This is a genomic window from Mycobacterium paraseoulense, assembly GCF_010731655.1.
GTDB lineage: Bacteria > Actinomycetota > Actinomycetes > Mycobacteriales > Mycobacteriaceae > Mycobacterium > Mycobacterium paraseoulense.
The window spans coordinates 511,887-530,243 of record NZ_AP022619.1 but is presented as its reverse complement, the minus strand read 5'-3'; the positions used below and the strand labels follow the sequence as shown (position 1 = coordinate 530,243).

Annotated in this window: 16 protein-coding genes; 11 read left to right on the top strand and 5 right to left on the bottom strand. The window is 69.9% G+C overall.

What is annotated here, in order from left to right; all coding sequences use genetic code 11:
• Positions 1–14 precede the first annotated feature (14 nt).
• Positions 15–638, top strand: a complete 624-nt coding sequence (locus G6N51_RS02245; protein ID WP_083173842.1) for a TetR/AcrR family transcriptional regulator — start codon at positions 15–17, stop codon at positions 636–638.
• Here the strand turns inward: G6N51_RS02245 and G6N51_RS02240 are convergent.
• From G6N51_RS02240 to G6N51_RS02230, 3 genes are all read right to left on the bottom strand, one after another.
• Positions 604–819 carry a Trm112 family protein gene (locus G6N51_RS02240; protein ID WP_083173841.1) on the bottom strand — a complete coding sequence of 72 codons (216 nt, stop codon included), beginning with the start codon at positions 817–819 and terminating at the stop codon, positions 604–606. The genes G6N51_RS02245 and G6N51_RS02240 overlap by 35 nt on opposite strands.
• Complete coding sequence (locus G6N51_RS02235) at positions 812–3,799, bottom strand: acyl-CoA synthetase (protein ID WP_083173840.1); 2,988 nt, start codon at positions 3,797–3,799, stop codon at positions 812–814. Before G6N51_RS02235 ends, G6N51_RS02240 begins: the two co-directional genes overlap by 8 nt.
• Positions 3,800–3,965: 166 nt before the next feature.
• On the bottom strand, positions 3,966–4,211 hold the full coding sequence (locus G6N51_RS02230) for a hypothetical protein (RefSeq protein WP_142275123.1): 246 nt from the start codon (positions 4,209–4,211) through the stop codon (positions 3,966–3,968).
• A gap of 282 nt (positions 4,212–4,493) precedes the next feature.
• On the opposite strand from G6N51_RS02230, the gene G6N51_RS02225 reads away from it, so the two are divergent.
• On the top strand, positions 4,494–5,138 hold the full coding sequence (locus G6N51_RS02225; RefSeq protein WP_083173891.1) for an MspA family porin: 645 nt from the start codon (positions 4,494–4,496) through the stop codon (positions 5,136–5,138).
• On the opposite strand, the gene G6N51_RS02220 is transcribed toward G6N51_RS02225, so the two are convergent.
• The gene (locus G6N51_RS02220) at positions 5,139–6,572 is read right to left on the bottom strand and encodes an HNH endonuclease signature motif containing protein (RefSeq protein ID WP_163750624.1); all 1,434 of its coding nucleotides are present in this window, start codon (positions 6,570–6,572) and stop codon (positions 5,139–5,141) included.
• 394 nt (positions 6,573–6,966) lie between these two features.
• Here G6N51_RS02220 and G6N51_RS02215 point away from each other — a divergent pair, with 394 nt between their 5' ends.
• The 9 genes from G6N51_RS02215 (at position 6,967) to G6N51_RS02175 (ending at position 17,178) form a co-directional block, all read left to right on the top strand.
• Positions 6,967–7,446: a hypothetical protein gene (locus tag G6N51_RS02215; RefSeq protein ID WP_083176572.1), complete on the top strand. Its 480-nt coding sequence runs from the start codon at positions 6,967–6,969 to the stop codon at positions 7,444–7,446.
• Between the two features lie 5 nt (positions 7,447–7,451).
• Positions 7,452–8,198: a gluconate 2-dehydrogenase subunit 3 family protein gene (locus G6N51_RS02210; protein WP_083176574.1), complete on the top strand. Its 747-nt coding sequence runs from the start codon at positions 7,452–7,454 to the stop codon at positions 8,196–8,198.
• Positions 8,198–9,901 (top strand): GMC family oxidoreductase, encoded by a 1,704-nt coding sequence (locus G6N51_RS02205; protein WP_083176585.1) that lies wholly within the window; start codon positions 8,198–8,200, stop codon positions 9,899–9,901. Before G6N51_RS02210 ends, G6N51_RS02205 begins: the two co-directional genes overlap by 1 nt.
• Before the next feature lie 22 nt (positions 9,902–9,923).
• Positions 9,924–11,684: a glycoside hydrolase family 15 protein gene (locus G6N51_RS02200; protein WP_142275282.1), complete on the top strand. Its 1,761-nt coding sequence runs from the start codon at positions 9,924–9,926 to the stop codon at positions 11,682–11,684.
• 19 nt (positions 11,685–11,703) lie between these two features.
• A complete protein-coding gene (locus G6N51_RS02195; RefSeq protein WP_174814283.1) occupies positions 11,704–12,720 on the top strand; it encodes an SDR family oxidoreductase in 1,017 nt (338 codons plus the stop codon).
• Positions 12,717–13,823, top strand: coding sequence for an enolase C-terminal domain-like protein (locus tag G6N51_RS02190; RefSeq protein ID WP_083176587.1), 1,107 nt, complete (start codon positions 12,717–12,719; stop codon positions 13,821–13,823). The genes G6N51_RS02195 and G6N51_RS02190 overlap by 4 nt, the downstream gene beginning before the upstream one ends.
• 71 nt (positions 13,824–13,894) lie before the next feature.
• Positions 13,895–14,623, top strand: a complete 729-nt coding sequence (locus G6N51_RS02185) for a PAS and ANTAR domain-containing protein (RefSeq protein ID WP_083176580.1) — start codon at positions 13,895–13,897, stop codon at positions 14,621–14,623.
• A 19-nt stretch (positions 14,624–14,642) separates the two neighbouring features.
• Positions 14,643–16,415 carry an ABC-F family ATP-binding cassette domain-containing protein gene (locus G6N51_RS02180; protein WP_163750622.1) on the top strand — a complete coding sequence of 591 codons (1,773 nt, stop codon included), beginning with the start codon at positions 14,643–14,645 and terminating at the stop codon, positions 16,413–16,415.
• A 7-nt stretch (positions 16,416–16,422) separates the two neighbouring features.
• A complete protein-coding gene (locus tag G6N51_RS02175; protein WP_083176799.1) occupies positions 16,423–17,178 on the top strand; it encodes an SGNH/GDSL hydrolase family protein in 756 nt (251 codons plus the stop codon).
• A 5-nt stretch (positions 17,179–17,183) separates the two neighbouring features.
• Here the strand turns inward: G6N51_RS02175 and G6N51_RS02170 are convergent, their stop codons facing one another.
• Positions 17,184–18,245: a type III polyketide synthase gene (locus G6N51_RS02170; protein WP_163750620.1), complete on the bottom strand. Its 1,062-nt coding sequence runs from the start codon at positions 18,243–18,245 to the stop codon at positions 17,184–17,186.
• Between the last annotated feature and the right edge of the window lie 112 nt (positions 18,246–18,357).

The following is an 18,357-nucleotide window of genomic DNA, read 5'->3' as shown; positions in this document are numbered from 1 at the left end:
GCGGATAGTTTGACGTGACGGACACCAGGACCGGGCGCAGGCGGCCCGGGCGGCCCGCCGGAAGCTCCGACACCCGCAACCGCATTCTTGCCAGCGCCCGGGAACTGTTCGCCACCAACGGAATTGGCAATACGTCCATCCGCGCGGTGGCGGCGGCCGCGGGCGTCGATTCGGCGCTGGTGCATCACTACTTCGGCACCAAGGAGAAACTGTTCGCCGCGGCCGTCCACATTCCGATCGATCCGATGGACATCATCGGCCCGCTGCGCGACGTGCCGATCGAGGAGATCGGTTACCGGCTGCCTTCGATGTTGTTGCCGCTGTGGGATTCCGACCTGGGCACGGGCTTCATCGCCACGCTGCGGTCCATCCTGGCCGGCTCGGAGGTCAATCTGTTCCGCACGTTCATCGAGGACGTGATCGCGGTGGAAGTCGGCCCGCGAGTTGACAATCCGCCGGGAAGCGGGGTCATCCGCGTTCAGTTCGTCGCGTCGCAGCTGGTCGGCGTGGTGATGGCGCGCTACATCCTGGCGCTGGAGCCGTTCGCGTCACTGCCGGCCCAGCAGGTCGCGCAGACCATAGCGCCGAACCTGCAGCGCTACCTCACCGGGGATCTGCCGGCCGGGCTCGTGCCATGAGCCGGGCGTGCTCGTCGTCGTCGACGTCGCGGGCCTCGTCGACGAGCAGCACCGGGATGCCGTCCTCGATGCGGTAGGCGCGCCGCAGCCGCGGGTTGTACAGCAGCTCGTCATCCACCAGCAGCAACGGGCCCCGGTCGGCCGGGCAGACCAGGATGGCGAGCAGCGCATCGTCAACCATCGGCGCGCCCGCTCAGCTCGGACCGCACGCTCGGGGTCAGCTTGCGGAAGAAGTTGCCCTCGGTGTCGAAGTACCACACCTGGCGGCCCGGCTTGGGAATTCCCGCCGCGCGCAGGGCACTGACGGTCGGGCGGTAGGTCGCGCTCAGTGTCATCTCCGGGCATACCTGAACGATGTCGGGACCGACGCCGATGGGAATCTTGGCCACGGCATCGGTCAGGTCGGCCGCGGTGACGCTGGCCCCCGGCAGCAGCGTCACCGCCGAGACGGCGACCTGGCGGTCACCGACGGGCACGTTGTAGGTCACCGCGAGGTCGACGCCGTTGACGCAGCCGAGCACGTTGTTGACCGGCTCGTCGAACACGGGACCGCGCGCGGTGTGGACCACCGAGCCGCGCCTGCCCGCCAGCCAGTAGTCGCCGTCGTCGTCGCGGTAGAACAGATACTCGGTCGAGATCCAGGTGTCGCCGGCGGCGAACACTCCGCGTTTGACCGACGCCGTCGGGTCGATCGGGCCGTTGGACACCGCGAGCAGCACCCCGACCTGTTTGGGCTCGGCGATTTGGACGAACCCACGGTCGTTCTCGAGGATCAGGTCCTGCTCGACGTCGTAGGCGGCCAGCTCGATGCGCCCGGCGCCGGGCAGCGGACGGCCCTTGCTGCCGATCTTGGCGCCGGACACGTTGGCCAGCACCGCTTGCCCGTCGGTGGTCGCGAAGAACTCGACGACATGAGCCGGCGCGAACGCGTCGACGACCCGGGCCCACAGGCCCGTCGGCATACCGGAACCGATGAACAGCCGCACCGGGTGGTTGCCGTGCAGCACGAACGCGGGATCGTCGACGATCTCGCGGAGCATGGCCCAGGTGTAGGAGACGACCGTGACGCCGTACTGCCGCACCTCTTGAACGAACCGGTCGCGGTCCAGGCCGCGGGAGAGCGCGATGCGCGTGCCGCCGACCACCGCGCCGCCCAGGCTCACCAACAGCGCCGACTCGTGGTGCAACGGCGTCAGGCAGTACACGGTGTCCCGGCGGTCCAGGGCGGCCGTCGATGCGGTCCCGAAGGCCGATACCGCCCAGCGGTAGTTGGTGATCTGCTTGGCCACCAGCTCGCCGCCGGCCGCGCTGAACGCGACGAACGCCAGGTCCCGGGCCAGCCCCGGGTTGGGCCGATACCAGCCGGGCAGCTCCACGGCGTCCGGGTCGATCCGTTCCATGTCGATGACGTCGCTGTCGTCGGGCAGGTGCAGATCCCGCGCCTCGCCACCACCGAGCACCAGCACCTGGCGCAGCCCCTGTCGGTCCGACGCCAGCACCGCCGCCAGGTTGGCGGGGTCGGTCAGCAGCTCCGTCACTCCGCCGAGCCGGACCGACGCCGCCAGGTCGGAGTCCGGTCGCATCACGACGGCGACGGCGCCGAGCCGCGACAGCGCTGCGATGGCGACCAGCGCGCTGGGCCGCGTCTCCATCAGGACGCCGACCCGGTCGCCTTGCCGCACCCCGACCTCGATCAGGCCACGGACGACGTTGTTGATGCGCCGGTTGACGGCCTCGTAGGTGTGCACGCGCCCGTCGAACAGCAGGAATTCGCCCTGCGGGGCGTCGTGCGCCTGTTCGTCGATGATGCGGCCCAACGAGATGCGGGTGTGGTCGTTGATCTGGCCCAGCCGGACCAGGCGGGGCAGCGTACGTGCCGTCTCGACCGCCAGGGTGCGCATCGACTTGTTGGCCGCGACCACCGTGTTGGCCGCGCCGCGGACCACGCCCAGCGCCGCCTCGGAGACCTCGCCGATGCCGTGCGCGAGCCGGGAACTGAGCGCGACGCCGCTGTCGGTGTGCTTCTCGGGCTGGTCGGCCATCAGGTCGATGCCGTCCGGTTTGTCGCCGCCGGTGGAGAGCCATTTCACCCATTCGGCGACGGTCGGCCAGCTCTGCTGCGCCGCTTTGGATCCCACGACCAAGCCGAAATGCCCTGTGCGGATGAGCTTTTCGTAGACCTCGGCGTCGGGCGCCGCCCGCCGGATGCCGCGCACCGACGCCGGCTGCCCGATATCGTCCACCTCGCCGACGAAGGCCAGCACCGGGCAGGTGATGTCGGTGAGCGTGACCATCTGCCCGTTGACGGCGAAGCCGCCGGTCATCATCCGGTTGTGGGCGATGAACTGCTTGAGCAGTTCGGAGATCGCCGGCCCGGACCAGGCGATCCAGCCTTCGCGTTCGAGGAATCGGCGCTGCTGTTCGCGCGGGAGCAGCGCCTCCCGGTCGTGCAGCTGGCGGACGAAGTCGACGCGCGCCTTGGCGGTCTTGAGGGGGTCGAGCATCTGAAATCCGGTGCGCGCCATCCAGCTGGGGATGGCCAGCCGGCTGAAGACGTGGTCGGCCATGAAGCTGGCGGCGGGCGCGGCGAAGTTTGCCGGGATGCCCATCGGCAAGGCGGCCAGGGTGTCGACGGGCGACCCGAAGGTGACGATGCTGGCCAGGCTCTTCGACCGCCGGTAGGCGGCGACCTGGTAGCACCACATGCCGCCTTGGGAATATCCGACCAGGTGGATGTCGCTGCCCGTGACGTCCTTGACGGTGTCGATGGCCTGGCTGAGCGCGACGATGTGGTCGGCCAGGGTGCGTCGCATGCCGCCTTCGACCTTGTCGGGTTCGCCGAAGTCGATGACCCACGGGTCGAGCCCGCTGGCGTGCAGGATGCCGACCGCACCGTCCTCGCGGGTGACGTCCCACATGTCGGCCGACATCATCATCGGGTGCACCATCAGCACCGGGGGGCCCACCGGCGGCTTGTCCGGTCGGCTGTCGGGCGGGAAATAACGCCGGAGCTTGTACATCGTCACGCTCTCGACGATTTGCGACGGCGATGGGACGCTACCCGTTTCCAGGCCCCCCAGCCGGACGACTTCCAGCCCGTTCTGCGCCGTAGCTATCAGGCGCTCCACCGGTCGCGTGACGATCGACAAGTTGAGATCCACGGCCGCTCCCCTATGTCTTGACAGCTCCGACATCATGGCATACCGGCGGGCCCGATGGTTCTGGCCAGGCGATTTGCTCGCGGGCGGTGGGATGGGAACCGGCCGAGGCCCGTGATGAGGGCGGCGGCGTCAGCCGCTCAGCGAGGCGTGCGTCCCGCCGGTCTCGCTACCGGCACCGCGCGAATCGGTTTTCGCAATACATGCCGACGGCATCCGAGCCCGTCGACGGACCGTCCTCGTCGGCCGGATCGGGGTTCAACGCGGGAGTCGACGTGATGAGTTGGTTGATTAAGCCCGGCCCAGGCGGCAGCGCGGGGTCGGAATCCGCGTGCGCCACGCCCGCGCCGCCCGTGAGGGCCAGGGCGGTCACGGCACCGGCCAGCAGTCCGCGAGCGCGCAGATGGGTCTTCATCGTCAGCCCCTCTGTCGTCGGCCGGATCACTGGCCACCAATGCAGCAATCTTACCGGGCGGCAAACGAAGTGAGTACGGCTTGTTCGGGCCGACACCGACGCGCGCGACCTGTCACCTCAGAATTCCGCACCCTTATCCCGTAACGGTCACGAACGCACAACGACTTCGGCTGGGCGACCAGCAAATTTCGGGACCGGAATCGGGCCGCGCATACGGTATCGCTCGTGTGGCCGGTTGCCGTCGTCGTCCGTCGCGTCGCGATCCTCGCGTTGTGCGTGGTCATGTCGGTGATCTCGGCGCCTCCGGCGGCCGCCGATCCCGACGCTGAAAACGTCGCGGCCACCGCGGGGCCCCCGGACGACGCGCTGGTGCCGTCGTCGGACCCGGTGACCTTCACGACGCCCGAAGGCTGGACATTGACCCTCGCGGCCAAGGACGAGTCGCAAGTCCCCATAGCGCCGTTGACCACCGCGGTCTCGTCCCGTGAATACCTCGCCCGGGGAACGTTCTTCGGTTCGCTGGACGGGCTCGAACAGCCTCGCGGCCTCCTCGAGGTGGGTTACGAGATCGGCTGCGGAATCGACATGAGCACGTCCAACGGCGTCACCATCGCCGGCAGCGCCGGCGTCAGCCCGGGCCTTGGACTCGCGGGCCTGGCGGCCGGTGCGCCCGTACTCGTGCCCTTGGTCACTACGCCGCTGAACGGCGTGGTCACCGTGGGCCTCAAGCCCGGCGTCGTACTCGTCGTACCGGTGGCCAGGAAAGACTTCAAGGGCCCGAATCCGCGGGTCATCGTCACCGGCTTCCACGTCAAAATCGACGGGTGCGTGGGGCAGTCGTTCATCCGGTCCTATGCGACGCTGACGCAAATGACCGACGAATCCGACGTGGTGTTGTCCTACGTCGGCGTCACCAAGTCCGTCTGATCAGAACGGCGGGGGTTCGCCGTCCGGTGGTGCGGGGCCGGTTTGGGCGGGTCGGGTCGCCGAGCGGGCCTGGCGGTTGTGGTGGCGTTCGGTGGCGACGCGTCGCGCCCGGTTCTGCGCGCGGGTGCGGGTACGCCGGGGCATCATCGCGGTGCGCTGGGCGCACCGCTCGGGTGTCGCGGGCGCGGGCAGGTCGCCGGTGGGCGCGCACAGGCTGGGAAACAGCAACGCGCTGCCGGGAGTGGTGACGTAGGTGTGCCCGTCGGGCAGCCACCAGATCAGGGTGCCGTCGGGCAGTTGCCGATCGCGCCAACCCCAGCAGGTCTTCAGCAAATGATGCTGGCGGCACAGGCATTTCAGGTTCGACGCATGCGTCAAGCCGCCCTCGGCGTAGGGGATCGTATGGTCGATGTCGCAGTCGACGGCCGGCCGGTCACACCCGGGCGCCCGACACGTCAAATCCCGGCACCGCACGAAATCCGCCAGCTTGGCCGACGGCGTGTACCGGGGTTCGGCCTCGGTGGGCACGCCGAGCGGAACCAGCCTGGCCGAGCGCGCCAGTTCGGCGATCACCTCGGCCGGCAGGAGTCCCTCGCAACCGGGCAGCACACCGGGCGCCGCGCCGCGCCCGGCGACCGTAGCCTGCTCGGCGACGACATGGATCACCACACTGCTCGGCGTGCGCGCCGCGCCGGCGCACCGCGGGGTTCCGCACTGACAGCTCAACCGATCAGCACCGGCGGCCAGCGCGCCCAGCGCATCCGCGCGGCGCTGCCGCCGGGTACGCGGATCGGCGCCACACACGCTGCGCGCCAACTCATCGAGGCGCCGATCCAGCGCATGCCCGTCGGCGCCGAACAGGCTGCCGGTCAGCCACGCCATCCCCGACTCGTCGGCCTGCACATCCACAAAGCGATCGGCGATCGCCTTCTTGGCCCGGCGCACCGCGTCGGCATCCACCAGCGCCACCACCCGATCCACCGCCGCGCTCAGGCCCGCCCGGGTCAGCGACGGACGCCGCGACAGCAGCGCCGCCAGCCGGGCATCCACCCGCGCCATGACGTCTGGGTCGGTGATCAAGTCGGTGCGGAACACGATCGTCTGAAAGGCCCGATAGTCGAGGTCACCGGCCTGAAACGCCTTGCCGACCTGCGGCAGCCGCCCGCGCATCGCCATCGCATGGTGCAGCTGGCCATGCGCGATCGCCAGGCTGCAGCCCAACGCCGCGCCGACCTGCCCGGCGACCGCCGCCCACGCGTCGGCCGCCCAGTCCGCCCGCTCGCCGCTATCGCGGCAGCGCAACACCAGCAGGTCCCCGACCGCCACAAGGCGTTCCGCGGCCGCCCGCGCCTCCGCGCGGCCCGCTTCCCGCACCCGAGCCAGCAACGCCGCCGACTCCGGCGTCGACCGCGACGCCAGCGCATACTCGAACATGGGTTCGATAGTAGGGCGGCCCACTGACAACTGTTGAGAGGCGCTTGGCCGTCAACCCGACACCGGTCGAACTGTTTACACCGGCAGGAATCGGGTACGCACCGGATGCGCTTCGGTCACGACGGGCCGTCGGGACCACCTCGGTTGAAACACGCAGCTGGGCGCATGCCAGTTCTCTGGGCGGTCATCGCGCTGGCTGCCTGAGCGTGTTTTGTGTCGGGAGTGAGGTGACGCATGGGCAAGGCGGCGTCCGACATTCTCGGCGCACGGCGGCCGGAGCGGCAGGCTATCCCGACAGTTCGTGCCTCGCAATACATCCCGTATCTCCGCGTAGATCAGTACGCGTAATCAATCGGCTGACGCACATGGACCAACGAGCCAGGAAGGGAAACCAATGTTGTTGTTAGGCAACGGTGGAAGGCGCAAGCACGAGGCGATGCAGTTGGGCGAGCGGGCGTTGTACGACGTCGCGCACGGACGCTTCGAACGCTCGCTGTCCGGACTGACGGCCATGGCGGCCCTGGTCACCACGGCCGAAATCTATTTCGAGCACTACAAAGCCAGTTTCGGCAACAAATGGATGTGGAGCCCGATCGTGGTCACCCCGCCCGTGGTCGTCGCCGGAATCGGCGGGGTGTTCTCGCGACGCTGGGCCAAGCTGTGGCTGCCGATCACGGCGGGCGTCTACACGGCCAACGGCCTCATGGGCGAGTACCTGCATGCGCGCGGGGTGGCACGCAAACCGGGCGGATGGAAGAACGCGTCCTACAACGTGCCCATGGGCCCACCGATCGCGGCGCCCGGGCTGATGTGCATGGTCGGCGGGATGGGGCTGCTGGCCTCGCTCCTGCGGCGCGAGCGGTTCCGGGACTGAGCGCGATGGCCGACACCACACGCCCCGACCACCTGCCGAACCTGCGACCCGATCGCAAGCCGCCGCACCCGTCCTGGCTCCCCAAACAACGCCGCGGGGTCACCCCCCAAATGATCGGCCGGTACCCGGATTTCGACGTGCTGGACACGACCGACAGCTGGGACGAGGCGACCAAGAAAGTGGTATTGGCGCGGCTGGAGCCGCCCGGCCCGCTGCGGTTCTTCTCCGCGGAAGAGGAACCGTGTCTGCGCGCGTTCTGCGACACGGTGCTGGCGCAGGACACCGAGCCGCGGGTGCCGGTGGCCGAGTCCGTCGACTCCAAGCTCGCCGACGGCCGGCTCGACGGCTACCAGTACGCCGACATGCCCGACGACCGCGACACCTGGCGGCTGGTGCTGCGCGCGCTCGACGAGACCGCGTCAGGCCGCTACGGCAAGGACTCGTTCGCCGACGCCGAGCCCGACACGCGAGAAGCGATCGTCGACCAGTTCTCCGACGGCCACTTGAAGGGCGGAACCTGGGAGCGCCTGAACGTCAAACGCGCGTGGTCGGTCTGCATGCGAATGGTGTTGTCCGGGTTCTACTCCCACCCGTGGGCGTGGAACGAGATCGGGTTCGGCGGCCCAGCCTACCCGCGCGGGTTCATGCGCCTGGGCGGTGCCACGGGAGACGCGGCGGCGCGCGAACCGTTCGAAACAAGGGGCGCCACGGACGAGGACCCCGTCCGCGTGGTGCAGCGCGGTGAGCTGTGATGGGCGACCGACTCCGCGGCCTGCTCAAGGGAGCGGTCGGGCCCAGGGACAACGAATCGCGGTTCCTGCTCGACGTGCATTCGCGCGACCTGCCCGGCGAAAAGACGATGCGGCGCTACCGCGACGACGACGAGGTGGACCTGGTGATCGTCGGCGCGGGCGCCGGCGGATCGGTGCTCGCCCAACGCCTGGCCCGGGCCGGTTGGCGGGTGGTGATCCTCGAGGCGGGCCCGTTCTGGCACCCGGACGAGGACTGGGTATCCGACGAGGCGGGTTCCCATTCCCTGTACTGGACCCAGAAGCGCATCATCGGCGGCGACGACCCAGTCGAGTTGGGCAAGAACAACTCCGGGCGCGGGGTGGGCGGCTCGATGGTCCACTACGCCGGCTACACGCCGCGATTCCATCCCAGCGACTTCCAGACCTACAGCCTCGACGGGGTCGGGGCGGACTGGCCGATCGACTACGAGGACGTGCGACCGCACTACGAGCGCGTCGAGCTCGAACTGCCGGTGGCCGGGCAGAACTGGCCGTGGGGCTATCCCCACCGTTATCCCTTTTCACCACACCCCATTTCGGGCGCAGCAGCCAAGCTCTGGCGGGGCGCGATGCAGCTCGGCATCGAGATGCGGGTCGGGCCCGTCGGCATCGTCAACGGCACCTTCGGTAACCGCCCGCACTGCATCTACCGCGGCTACTGCCTGCAGGGCTGCAAGGTCAACGCCAAGGCCAGCCCGTACGTCACGCACCTGCCCGACGCGCTGGCCCACGCGGTGGAGATCCGGGCCAACTGCATGGCGGCCCGCGTCGAGCTCGACGAGAGCGGCGCCGCGCGCGGGGTGGTCTACTACGACGAGGCCGGAGGCACCGAGCGGTTGCAGCGAGCCAAGGTCGTCGCGATCGCCGGGTATTCCATCGAAACCCCTCGGCTGCTGCTGAACTCGGCGAGCGAACGCTTCCCGGACGGCTTGGGCAACAACGACGATCAGGTCGGCCGCTACGTGATGGTGCAGGGCGCCACGCAGTCCGCGGGCCGGTGGTCGGACGAGCTCCGGATGTACAAGGCCCCTCCCCCGGAGGTGTCCTCGGAACAGTTCTACGAGACGGACCCGTCGCGGGAGTTCGCCCGTGGCTTCTCCATCCAGACGGTGTCACCCTTGCCCATCGGCTGGGCCGAACACGTGCTCGCCGACGGGCATTGGGGCCGCGCGTTGCGGGAGTACATGCGCGACTACAACCACTGGGCGACCATCGGCGTGCTCAACGAGTTGTTGCCGATGCCGGACAACCGGGTCACCCTCGCCGACGAGACCGACCCGTACGGGCTCCCGGTGGCCCGGTTCGACTACACGCTGTGCGACAACGACAAGGCCAACATGGCGTACTCCACCAAGGTGATCGGCGACATCCTGCGCGCCTCCGGGGCCCAGGACGTACTGACCATCCAGCGGTTCGCCCACCTGATCGGCGGTGCCCGAATGGGCACCCGGCCGGACAACTCGGTCGTCGACTCCGACCACCGGGTGTGGGGGGTGCCGAACCTGTTCCTCGCCGACGGCTCGGTGTGCCCCACCCAGGGCTCGGCGAACCCGGCGCTGACGATCATGGCGCTGGCCTCGCGGCTGGCCGAGCGGATGGCGACCGGCAAGATCCGCAGCGACGTCCCGGCGACCCGGCGATCGGAGGCGGGGGTCCGTGGCTGACCGCACGATCGACTACGAGGCGATGTACTCGCCCCGGGTGTTGCGCGAGTATGCGCTGCTCGCCGACGGCGAGCGGGGCGCCCTGATCGGGCCGCAGGGCGACGTCGCGTGGCTGTGCGCGCCGCGGTGGGACTCCGACGCCGTGTTCTCGAATCTCATTGGGGGCGACGGGGTGTACGCGATCACCCCGACCGACGTCCGGCACGTGTGGGGCGGGTTTTACGAGCCGGGCAGCCTGATCTGGCGCGACCGGTGGGTCACCCGCGACGGCATCATCGAATGCCGCGAGGCGCTGGCGTTCCCCGGCGACCCCGACCGGGTGGTGCTGCTGCGCCGCCTCATGGGTTGCCGCGGTACCGCGCGGGTGCGGGTGCTGCTGCAGCCGAGCGCCGCGTTCGGCCGGCACGGCGCGGGCGACCCGAGGCTCGACGACGGGATATGGAGCGGGAAGTCGGGCCGGTTGCGGTGGCGCTGGCTCGGCGGCTGCGAGGCGCGCGTCGTCAAATCGGCGCACGGCCACGGGAACCTGATCACCTGTGAGGTCACCGTCGATGAGGGCGGTCACCACGACTTCGTGCTGGAACTCTCCGAACGCACGCTCCCTGACCACCCGCCCGACCCCCATATCACCTGGGACGCAACGGAAGCCGCGTGGCACCGCAGCATGCCCGAGCTGAACGGCACCATCGCCCCCCGCGATGCGCGGCACTCCTACGCGGTGCTGCGCGGGCTGACCAGCAGCGGCGGCGGCATGGTCGCCGCCGCCACGATGAGCCTGCCCGAGCGCGCGCACACCAACCAGAACTACGACTACCGCTACGCGTGGATCCGCGACCAGGCGTACGCCGGGATCGCCGCCGCCACCGTCGGCGCGAACGAATTGCTGGACCGCGCGGTCGAATTCGTCGGCGCCCGGCTGCTCGAGCACGGCCCCGACCTCAAGCCCGCCTACACCGTCACCGGCGCCAGCGTGCCCAGCGAAGAAACCCTCGACCTGCCCGGCTACCCCGGGGGCGCCGACAAGGTGGGCAACTGGGTCAACCAGCAATTCCAGCTGGACGTCTTCGGCGAGGCGCTGCAGCTGCTGGCGTGGGCCGGCAACGCCGGCCGGCTGGACGTCGAGGGCTGGCGCGCCGCGCAGGCCGCCATCGGTGCGATCGAAAAGCGTTGGCGCGAGCCGGATGCGGGGATATGGGAGATCGACAACGAACACTGGACGCAGTCCCGCCTGGCGTGTGTGGCCGGGCTGCGGGCCATCGCCAAGGTTGCCGGCGGCGGCTCAGAGATCGCCGCCTGCACGTCGCTGGCCGACACCATCCTGGCCGACACCGCCGCCAGCAGCCTGCACCCGCAGGACGGCTATTGGCAGCGCAGCCCGCGGCTGACCGACGTCGACGCGTCGCTGCTGCTGGCGCCCGTGCGCGGGGCCGTCCCCGCCGACGACCCGCGCACCCGGGCCACGCTGGACGCGGTCCGCAATCAGCTCTGCCACGACGGATTCGTCTATCGCTTCCGGCACGACGAGCGCGACCTCGGCGACGCCGAGGGTGCCTTTTTGCTCTGCGGATTCATGATGGCGCTCGCCGAACATCAACTGGGACACGCCCATTGCGCCATGCGCTGGTTCGAACGCAACCGCGCGGCGTGCGGACCCCCCGGATTGTTCTGCGAGGAATACGACATCAGGCAGCGCCAGCTCCGGGGCAACCTCCCGCAGGCCTTCACGCACGCGCTGATGCTGGAATGCACGGCCACCCTCGCCGACGACGCCCATCACTGCTGAACGAAAGGAGAAAACCGCGATGACACCGACCCCGAAAACAGTGGTGATCACCGGGGCCAGCGCCGGCATCGGCCGGGCCACCGCCCGGTTGTTCGGGCAGCGCGGGGCGAACGTCGCCCTGCTGGCCCGCGGGGCCGCCGGCCTGGACGGCGCGGCCCGCGACGTCGAATCCGGCGGCGGCAAGGCGCTGACCATCCCCACCGACGTGGCCGACCACGAGGCCGTCGTCGCCGCCGCGGACGAGACCGAGTCGACCTTCGGACCGATCGACGTCTGGGTGAACGTCGCGTTCACGTCCGTGTTCGCGCCGTTCAGCGAGATCAGCGCCGAGGAGTTCAAACGCGTGACCGAGGTGTCCTACCTCGGGTACGTGCACGGCACCATGGCGGCGCTGGCCAAGATGCGGCCGCGCGACCGCGGCACCATCGTGCAGGTCGGCTCCGCGCTCAGCCAGCGGTCCATCCCGCTGCAGTCGGCCTACTGCGGTGCCAAGCACGCCATCAACGGGTTCACCGAGTCGGTGCGCTGCGAGCTGCTGCACGAGCACTCGAAGGTCCGCATCACCGTGGCCCAGATGCCCGCCGTCAACACCCCGCAGTTCTCCTGGGTGCTGTCGCGGCTACCGCGCCATCCCCAACCGGTGCCGCCGATCTACCAGCCCGAGGTCGCCGCCCGCGGCGTCCTGTATGCCGCCGATCACCCGGAGCGCAAACAATATTGGGTCGGCGACAGCACCGCGGTGACGCTGCTCGCGCAGAAGTTCGTCGCGCCGCTGCTCGACCGCTACCTGGGCCGCACCGGATACGACTCGCAGCAAACCGACGAGCGGGTCAGCCCTGAGCGGCCCCACAACCTGTGGCAGCCGCTCGACCAGGAACCGGGCAGCGACCACGGCGCGCACGGCGGGTTCGACGACAACTCCCACACGCTGAGCCCGCAACTGTGGGCGTCCCAACATCCCGTCGCCAGCGGCACAGGCGCGCTCGGCGCGGCGGGACTCGGCGCGTGGCTCGCGGCGCGCCGGTGGGCCCGATGAGCGTCGACGCGCCCATCGACGAGGTCACCGCGCAGGTCTTCGAAATCCCCACCGACGCACCCGAGGCCGACGGAACGCTGTCCTGGTCGTCGACCACCCTGGTGCTGGCCGGGGTGACCGCGGGCGGGCGGCGCGGGGTCGGCTACACCTACGCCGGCGGCGCGTGCGGCGAGCTGATCACGGGGCCGCTCGCCGGCACGCTCACCGGGCACAGCGCGCTGGACATCACCGGGCGGTGGCAGGCGATGGTCCGGGCGATGCGCAACAACGGCCGGCCCGGATTGGTGTCGTGCGCGATCTCGGCGGTCGACACCGCGCTGTGGGACCTCAAGGGCAAGCTGCTGGGCCTGCCCGTGTGCCGGCTGCTCGGCATGGCGCACGACGCGGTCCCGATCTACGGCAGCGGCGGGTTCACCACCTACGACGAGCGTCAGACTCGCGCCCAGCTCGAACGCTGGGTGGACGAGTGGAAGATCCCGCGCGTCAAGATCAAGATCGGCGAGTCGTGGGGCTCCGACGAACGCCGCGACCTCGACCGAATCGCCCTGTCCCGCAAGGTGATCGGGCCGGACGTCGAACTATATGTCGACGCCAACGGCGGCTACCGCCGCAAGCAGGCGATCCGGGTGGCCCATGCGATGGCCGACCACGACGTCACGTGGTTCGAGGAACCCGTCTCCTCCGACGACCTGGCCGGGTTGCGGGAGGTCCGCGACCAGGTGAGCCCGGACGTCACCGCCGGCGAGTACGGCTACGACCTGGCCTACTTCCACCGGATGCTCGCCGCCGGGGCGGTCGACTGCCTGCAGATCGACGTCACCCGCTGCGGCGGCATCACCGACTGGCTGCGGGCGGCCGCCGTGGCCGCCGCCCACAACGTCGACGTGTCCGGGCACTGCGCCCCCAACCTGCACGCCCACGTGGCGAGCGCGATCCCCAATCTGCGGCACCTGGAGTACTTCCACGATCACCACCGCATCGAACACATGCTGTTCGACGGCGCCCTCGCGCCCGACGGCGGCGCGCTGCGGCCGGACCGGGACCGGCCCGGTCTGGGCCTCGAGTTCAAGCACGCTGACGCGGAGCCCTACCGGACGTCCTGATGCATGGACCCGCGCAAAAGTGGGCATTGATATGCAGAGGACATAGTTACGGATCTGAAGGGCAACGCGCGATGACCGTGAACTTCGAAGAAGAGGCCGTGCACGGGCGCAACGGGGAGTCTGCAGATGAGCGTTCGGCGGACTCGGCGTGTGAGGCGTTCGTATCCGAGGCCGTCGACGAACAAGGCCTCAGCGCGGTCGACCTGGTCCTGGGCCTCGGCGAGCCGCAGAGCGTCGGGCGCTTCCGGTTCTATCTGGACGGCCACCGCTGGGAGTGGTCGGACGCGGTCGCGCGGATGCACGGGTATGAACCGGGGCAGGTGGAGCCCTCCACGGAAGTGCTGCTCAAGCACAAGCATCCCGATGACCGCGAGCGGGTGGCGGCCGTCGTGGGTCAGGTGCTGCGGGGCAAACCGATCAGCAGCCGGCACCGGATCATCGACACCGCCGGCCGCACCCGCTGCGTCGTCGTCGTCGGTGACCGGATGCTCGACGACAGCGGCGCCGTGATCGGGACGTCGGGTTTCTACATCGACGTCACCGACTCGCTGCAGACCGACATCAACGACGTGCTCTCGGGGGTGGCCGACGCCCGCGCCCGGATCGAGCAGGCGAAGGGCGTGCTGATGGCCGCCTACGGCATCTCCGCGAAGCGGGCGTTCGACATCCTGGTGTGGCGCTCCCAGGAAACCAACCTCAAACTGCGCGACCTCGCCGGACGCTTCCTGGAAGCGGTAGCCACCAAGGCGTCCGCGGAGACCCGGGGCGAAGTCGACCGGGCGCTGCTGACCCTGGAGTAGCCGCAGTAGGGTCGGGCCAGTGGCGCACCTATTGGGAGCCGAGGCCATCCGCCTCGAATATCCGACCCAGCTGGTATTCGATTCGGTCACGCTCGGCGTGAACGACGGCGCGCGCATCGGCATCGTCGGGCGCAACGGGGACGGGAAGTCCAGCCTGCTGCGGCTGCTGACCGGCCGGTTGGCGCCCGACTCAGGCCGGGTGACCCGGCGCGGCGGCCTGCGGGTCGGCGCGTTGAGCCAGGCGGACACCCTGGACCCGGACCGCACCGTCGGCTGGACGCTGGTCGGCGAGGCGGCCGAGCACCAATGGGCCGGTGACGCGCGGGTCCGCGACGTGGTCGCCGGCCTGGTGTCCGACATCGGTTGGGACGCAACGATTGCCACGCTCAGCGGCGGTCAGCGCCGGCGGGTCCAGCTGGCGGAGCTGCTGGTCGGCGAGTGGGACGTCATCGCGCTCGACGAGCCCACCAACCACCTCGACATCGAGGGCATCACCTGGCTGGCCGAGCACCTCAAGCAGCGCTGGGCGCGCAACACCGGCGGCCTGCTGCTCGTGACGCACGACCGCTGGTTCCTCGACGAGGTCGCCACCACGACGTGGGAGGTGCACGACGGGATCGTGGAGCCGTTCGAGGGCGGCTACGCCGCCTACGTGCTACAGCGCGTCGAACGGGACCGGATGGCCGCCGCCACCGAGGCCAAGCGGCAGAACCTGATGCGCAAGGAGCTGGCGTGGCTGCGGCGCGGCGCGCCGGCGCGCACCGCCAAGCCCAAGTTCCGCATCGAGGCGGCCAACCAGCTGATCGCCGACGTGCCGCCGCTGCGCAACACCGTCGAGCTGGCCAAGCTTGCCTCGGCACGGCTCGGCAAGGACGTCGTCGACCTGCTCGACGTGTCGGTGGCTTTTGACGGCCACCCGGTGCTGCGCGACGTCGAGTGGCGGATCGCACCCGGCGAACGCACCGGCATCGTCGGCGCGAATGGCGCCGGTAAGTCGACGCTGCTGGGGCTGATCGCCGGCAGCGTCACGGCCGACAGCGGACGGGTCAAGCGCGGCAAGACCGTTCGGCTGGCCGTGCTGGACCAGCAGGGCGACGCCCTGGCCGGGCTGACCGAGGACCGCATCGCCGATGTGCTGGGCCGGCTGCGCGGCGGGTACGAGGTCGAGGGCCGCGAGGTGACGCCCGCCCAGCTGCTGGAGCGGCTCGGCTTCGGCGGCGGCCAGCTCTCCGCCCGGATCGGCGAGCTCTCCGGCGGGCAGCGGCGGCGGCTGCAACTGATGCTCACCCTGCTGTCCGAACCCAACGTGTTGCTCCTCGACGAGCCGACCAACGACGTCGACACCGACATGCTGACCGCCATGGAGGACCTGCTCGACTCGTGGGCGGGCACGCTGATCGTCGTCTCACACGACCGCTACCTGCTCGAGCGGATCACCGACCAGCAGTACGCGATCCTCGACGGCCGGTTGCGGCATCTGCCCGGCGGCATCGACGAGTACCTGCGCCTGTCCGCCCGCCGGGCCGCCCCGCAGGCCCCCGCGCCCGCCCCCGCCCCGGAGCCGGCGCTCTCGGGAGCCGAGCGCCGGGCGGCGGAAAAGGAGCTGGCCGGCACGGACCGCCAGCTTGCGCGACTGGCCGACCGGATCGCGGCCAAACACCACGAACTGGCCGAGCACGACCAGGCCGACCACGTCGGCATCGCGCGGCTCACCCAGGAGCTGCGCGCGCTGGAAGACGAGGTCGCCTCGACGGAGAGCCGCTGGCTGGAGCTGTCGGAGATCCTCGAATAATGCGACTGTGACGTCCGCTTCCGCCGAAACCGTGGCCTGCGTCGGCTCGAGCACGACCGCGGCCAAGGGAACGTATCGGTGGATCGCCGAACTGGAGGGCCGGCCGCGCAACGGGCGATTCCGGTTCCTGAATTTCGGCGTGGGTGGCGACCTGTCGTTCCACACGATTCGCCGGCTGCGCCGCGTGAGCGCCAGCCGGCCCGACCGGGTGATCGTCCTGATCGGCACCAACGACATTCTGGCGAGCGTCTTTCCCAACTTCCGCAGGGTGGTGCGGGTGTGGAAGGGGCTGCCCGCCGAGCCGTCCGCGCCGCGGTTCGAGGAGACCCTGGCGCTCATCACGCGCAGGTTGCGGCACGAGACCGGCGCCCGGATCGCGCTGAGTTCCCTTGCGCCCGTGGGGGAAGACCCGCATTCCCGGCACGTCGTTCAGGCACGGCTGAACGACGAGTTCGCCGCCTACACCGACGCGATCCGGGCCGTGGCGTCGCGCGAGGGCACGGACTACATCGGGTTCTTCGAAGCGTTCCAGGACCAATTGGTCCGCGCCGACACCGCCAAGCCGTTCACCCGGTTCTCTTTCCCGTCGTTCTACCGCGACTATCTGATCCGGGAGGCGGTGCTGCGGCGCAGCTTCGACGAGATCTCCCGGATGAACGGATGGGAGTTTCACATCGACGGCATCCACCTGAACACCCGCGGCGGCCGAATTCTGACCGAGGCCGTGCAAGGCTTCCTGGACTCCCCCGCCGGGGGGAACTGAGCGCCTCAGCGCCAGCGCAGTAGCACCAGCTCGGAGCTGAACCCCGGACCCATCGCGACCATCAGCCCGGGGCTGCCGCTGGGCGGCGGCTTGGCGATGGCGTCGCGCAGGATGTGCAGCACCGACGCCGACGACAGGTTGGCGATCTCGCCCAGCGACCGCCAGGTCAGCTCCAGGGCATCGGGCGGCAGCTCGAGGCTGTTGGCGATCGCGTTGATGACTTTGGGGCCGCCGGGATGCGCCACCCAGGAGCCGATGTCGTCCTTCGTCAGGCCGTGGGCGCCCAGTAACCGGCTGACGTCGTCGGCCAGGTAGCGGTCGATGAGGTTGGTCAGCTCCGGGGACATCACCAGGTGCAGCCCGGCCGGGCTCACGTTCCAGGCCATGATGTGCAGCGAGTCGGGATAGAGGCGGCTGCGGGAATCGACGACGTCGGGCCCGTTCGGGCTCAGCCGGTCGGCGCGCCGGTCACCGACGGCGACCATGGCGGCGGCGCCGTCACCGAACATGGCGGTCCCCACCAGGCCCGAGACGGTCGGCTTGACCGCCGGGAAGGTGAGCGAGCACAGCTCGACCGACACCAGCGCCGCGACGCCGTCCGGCGCGCCGCGCAGGTAGTCGTGCAGCCGGCCCACCCCCGCCGCCCCGCCCGCGCAGCCCAGCCCGAACAGCGGCACCCGGCGCACGTCCGGGCGCAGGCCGAGCCGCCCGGCGATGCGCGCGTCGAGCGACGGCACCGCGACGCCGGTCACCGTGGTGGTGGCGATCATGTCGATGTCCTGCGGCCGCAGGCCCGCCTCGTCGAGCGCACCCAGCAGCGCTTCGCAGCCGAGGTCGACGGCGTGTTCGATGAAGATCTCGTTGGCCTCACCGAAATCGGTCAGCGACGGGTAGCGCTCGAGCGGCAGGACCAGGTGACGGCTGTTGACCTTGGCGGCGGCGTGCAATCGCCGGACGACACCCTCGTGCTCTTTGAGAGCGGGGAATTCGACCAGCTGGTCGGTGATTTCAGCCTGGGTATAACGATGCGGCGGCAACGCTCCGAACAGACCCGCGATGACGCTCATGCCCCACCCTCTTGCTTGCATCCCAGCTCAAACGGGACTTGAGCCAATCCCTGAAGTGTAGGCCGATCTGAGTGCCCCGGCAAAAACTCGGCGTATTCGACATATGCCCAAT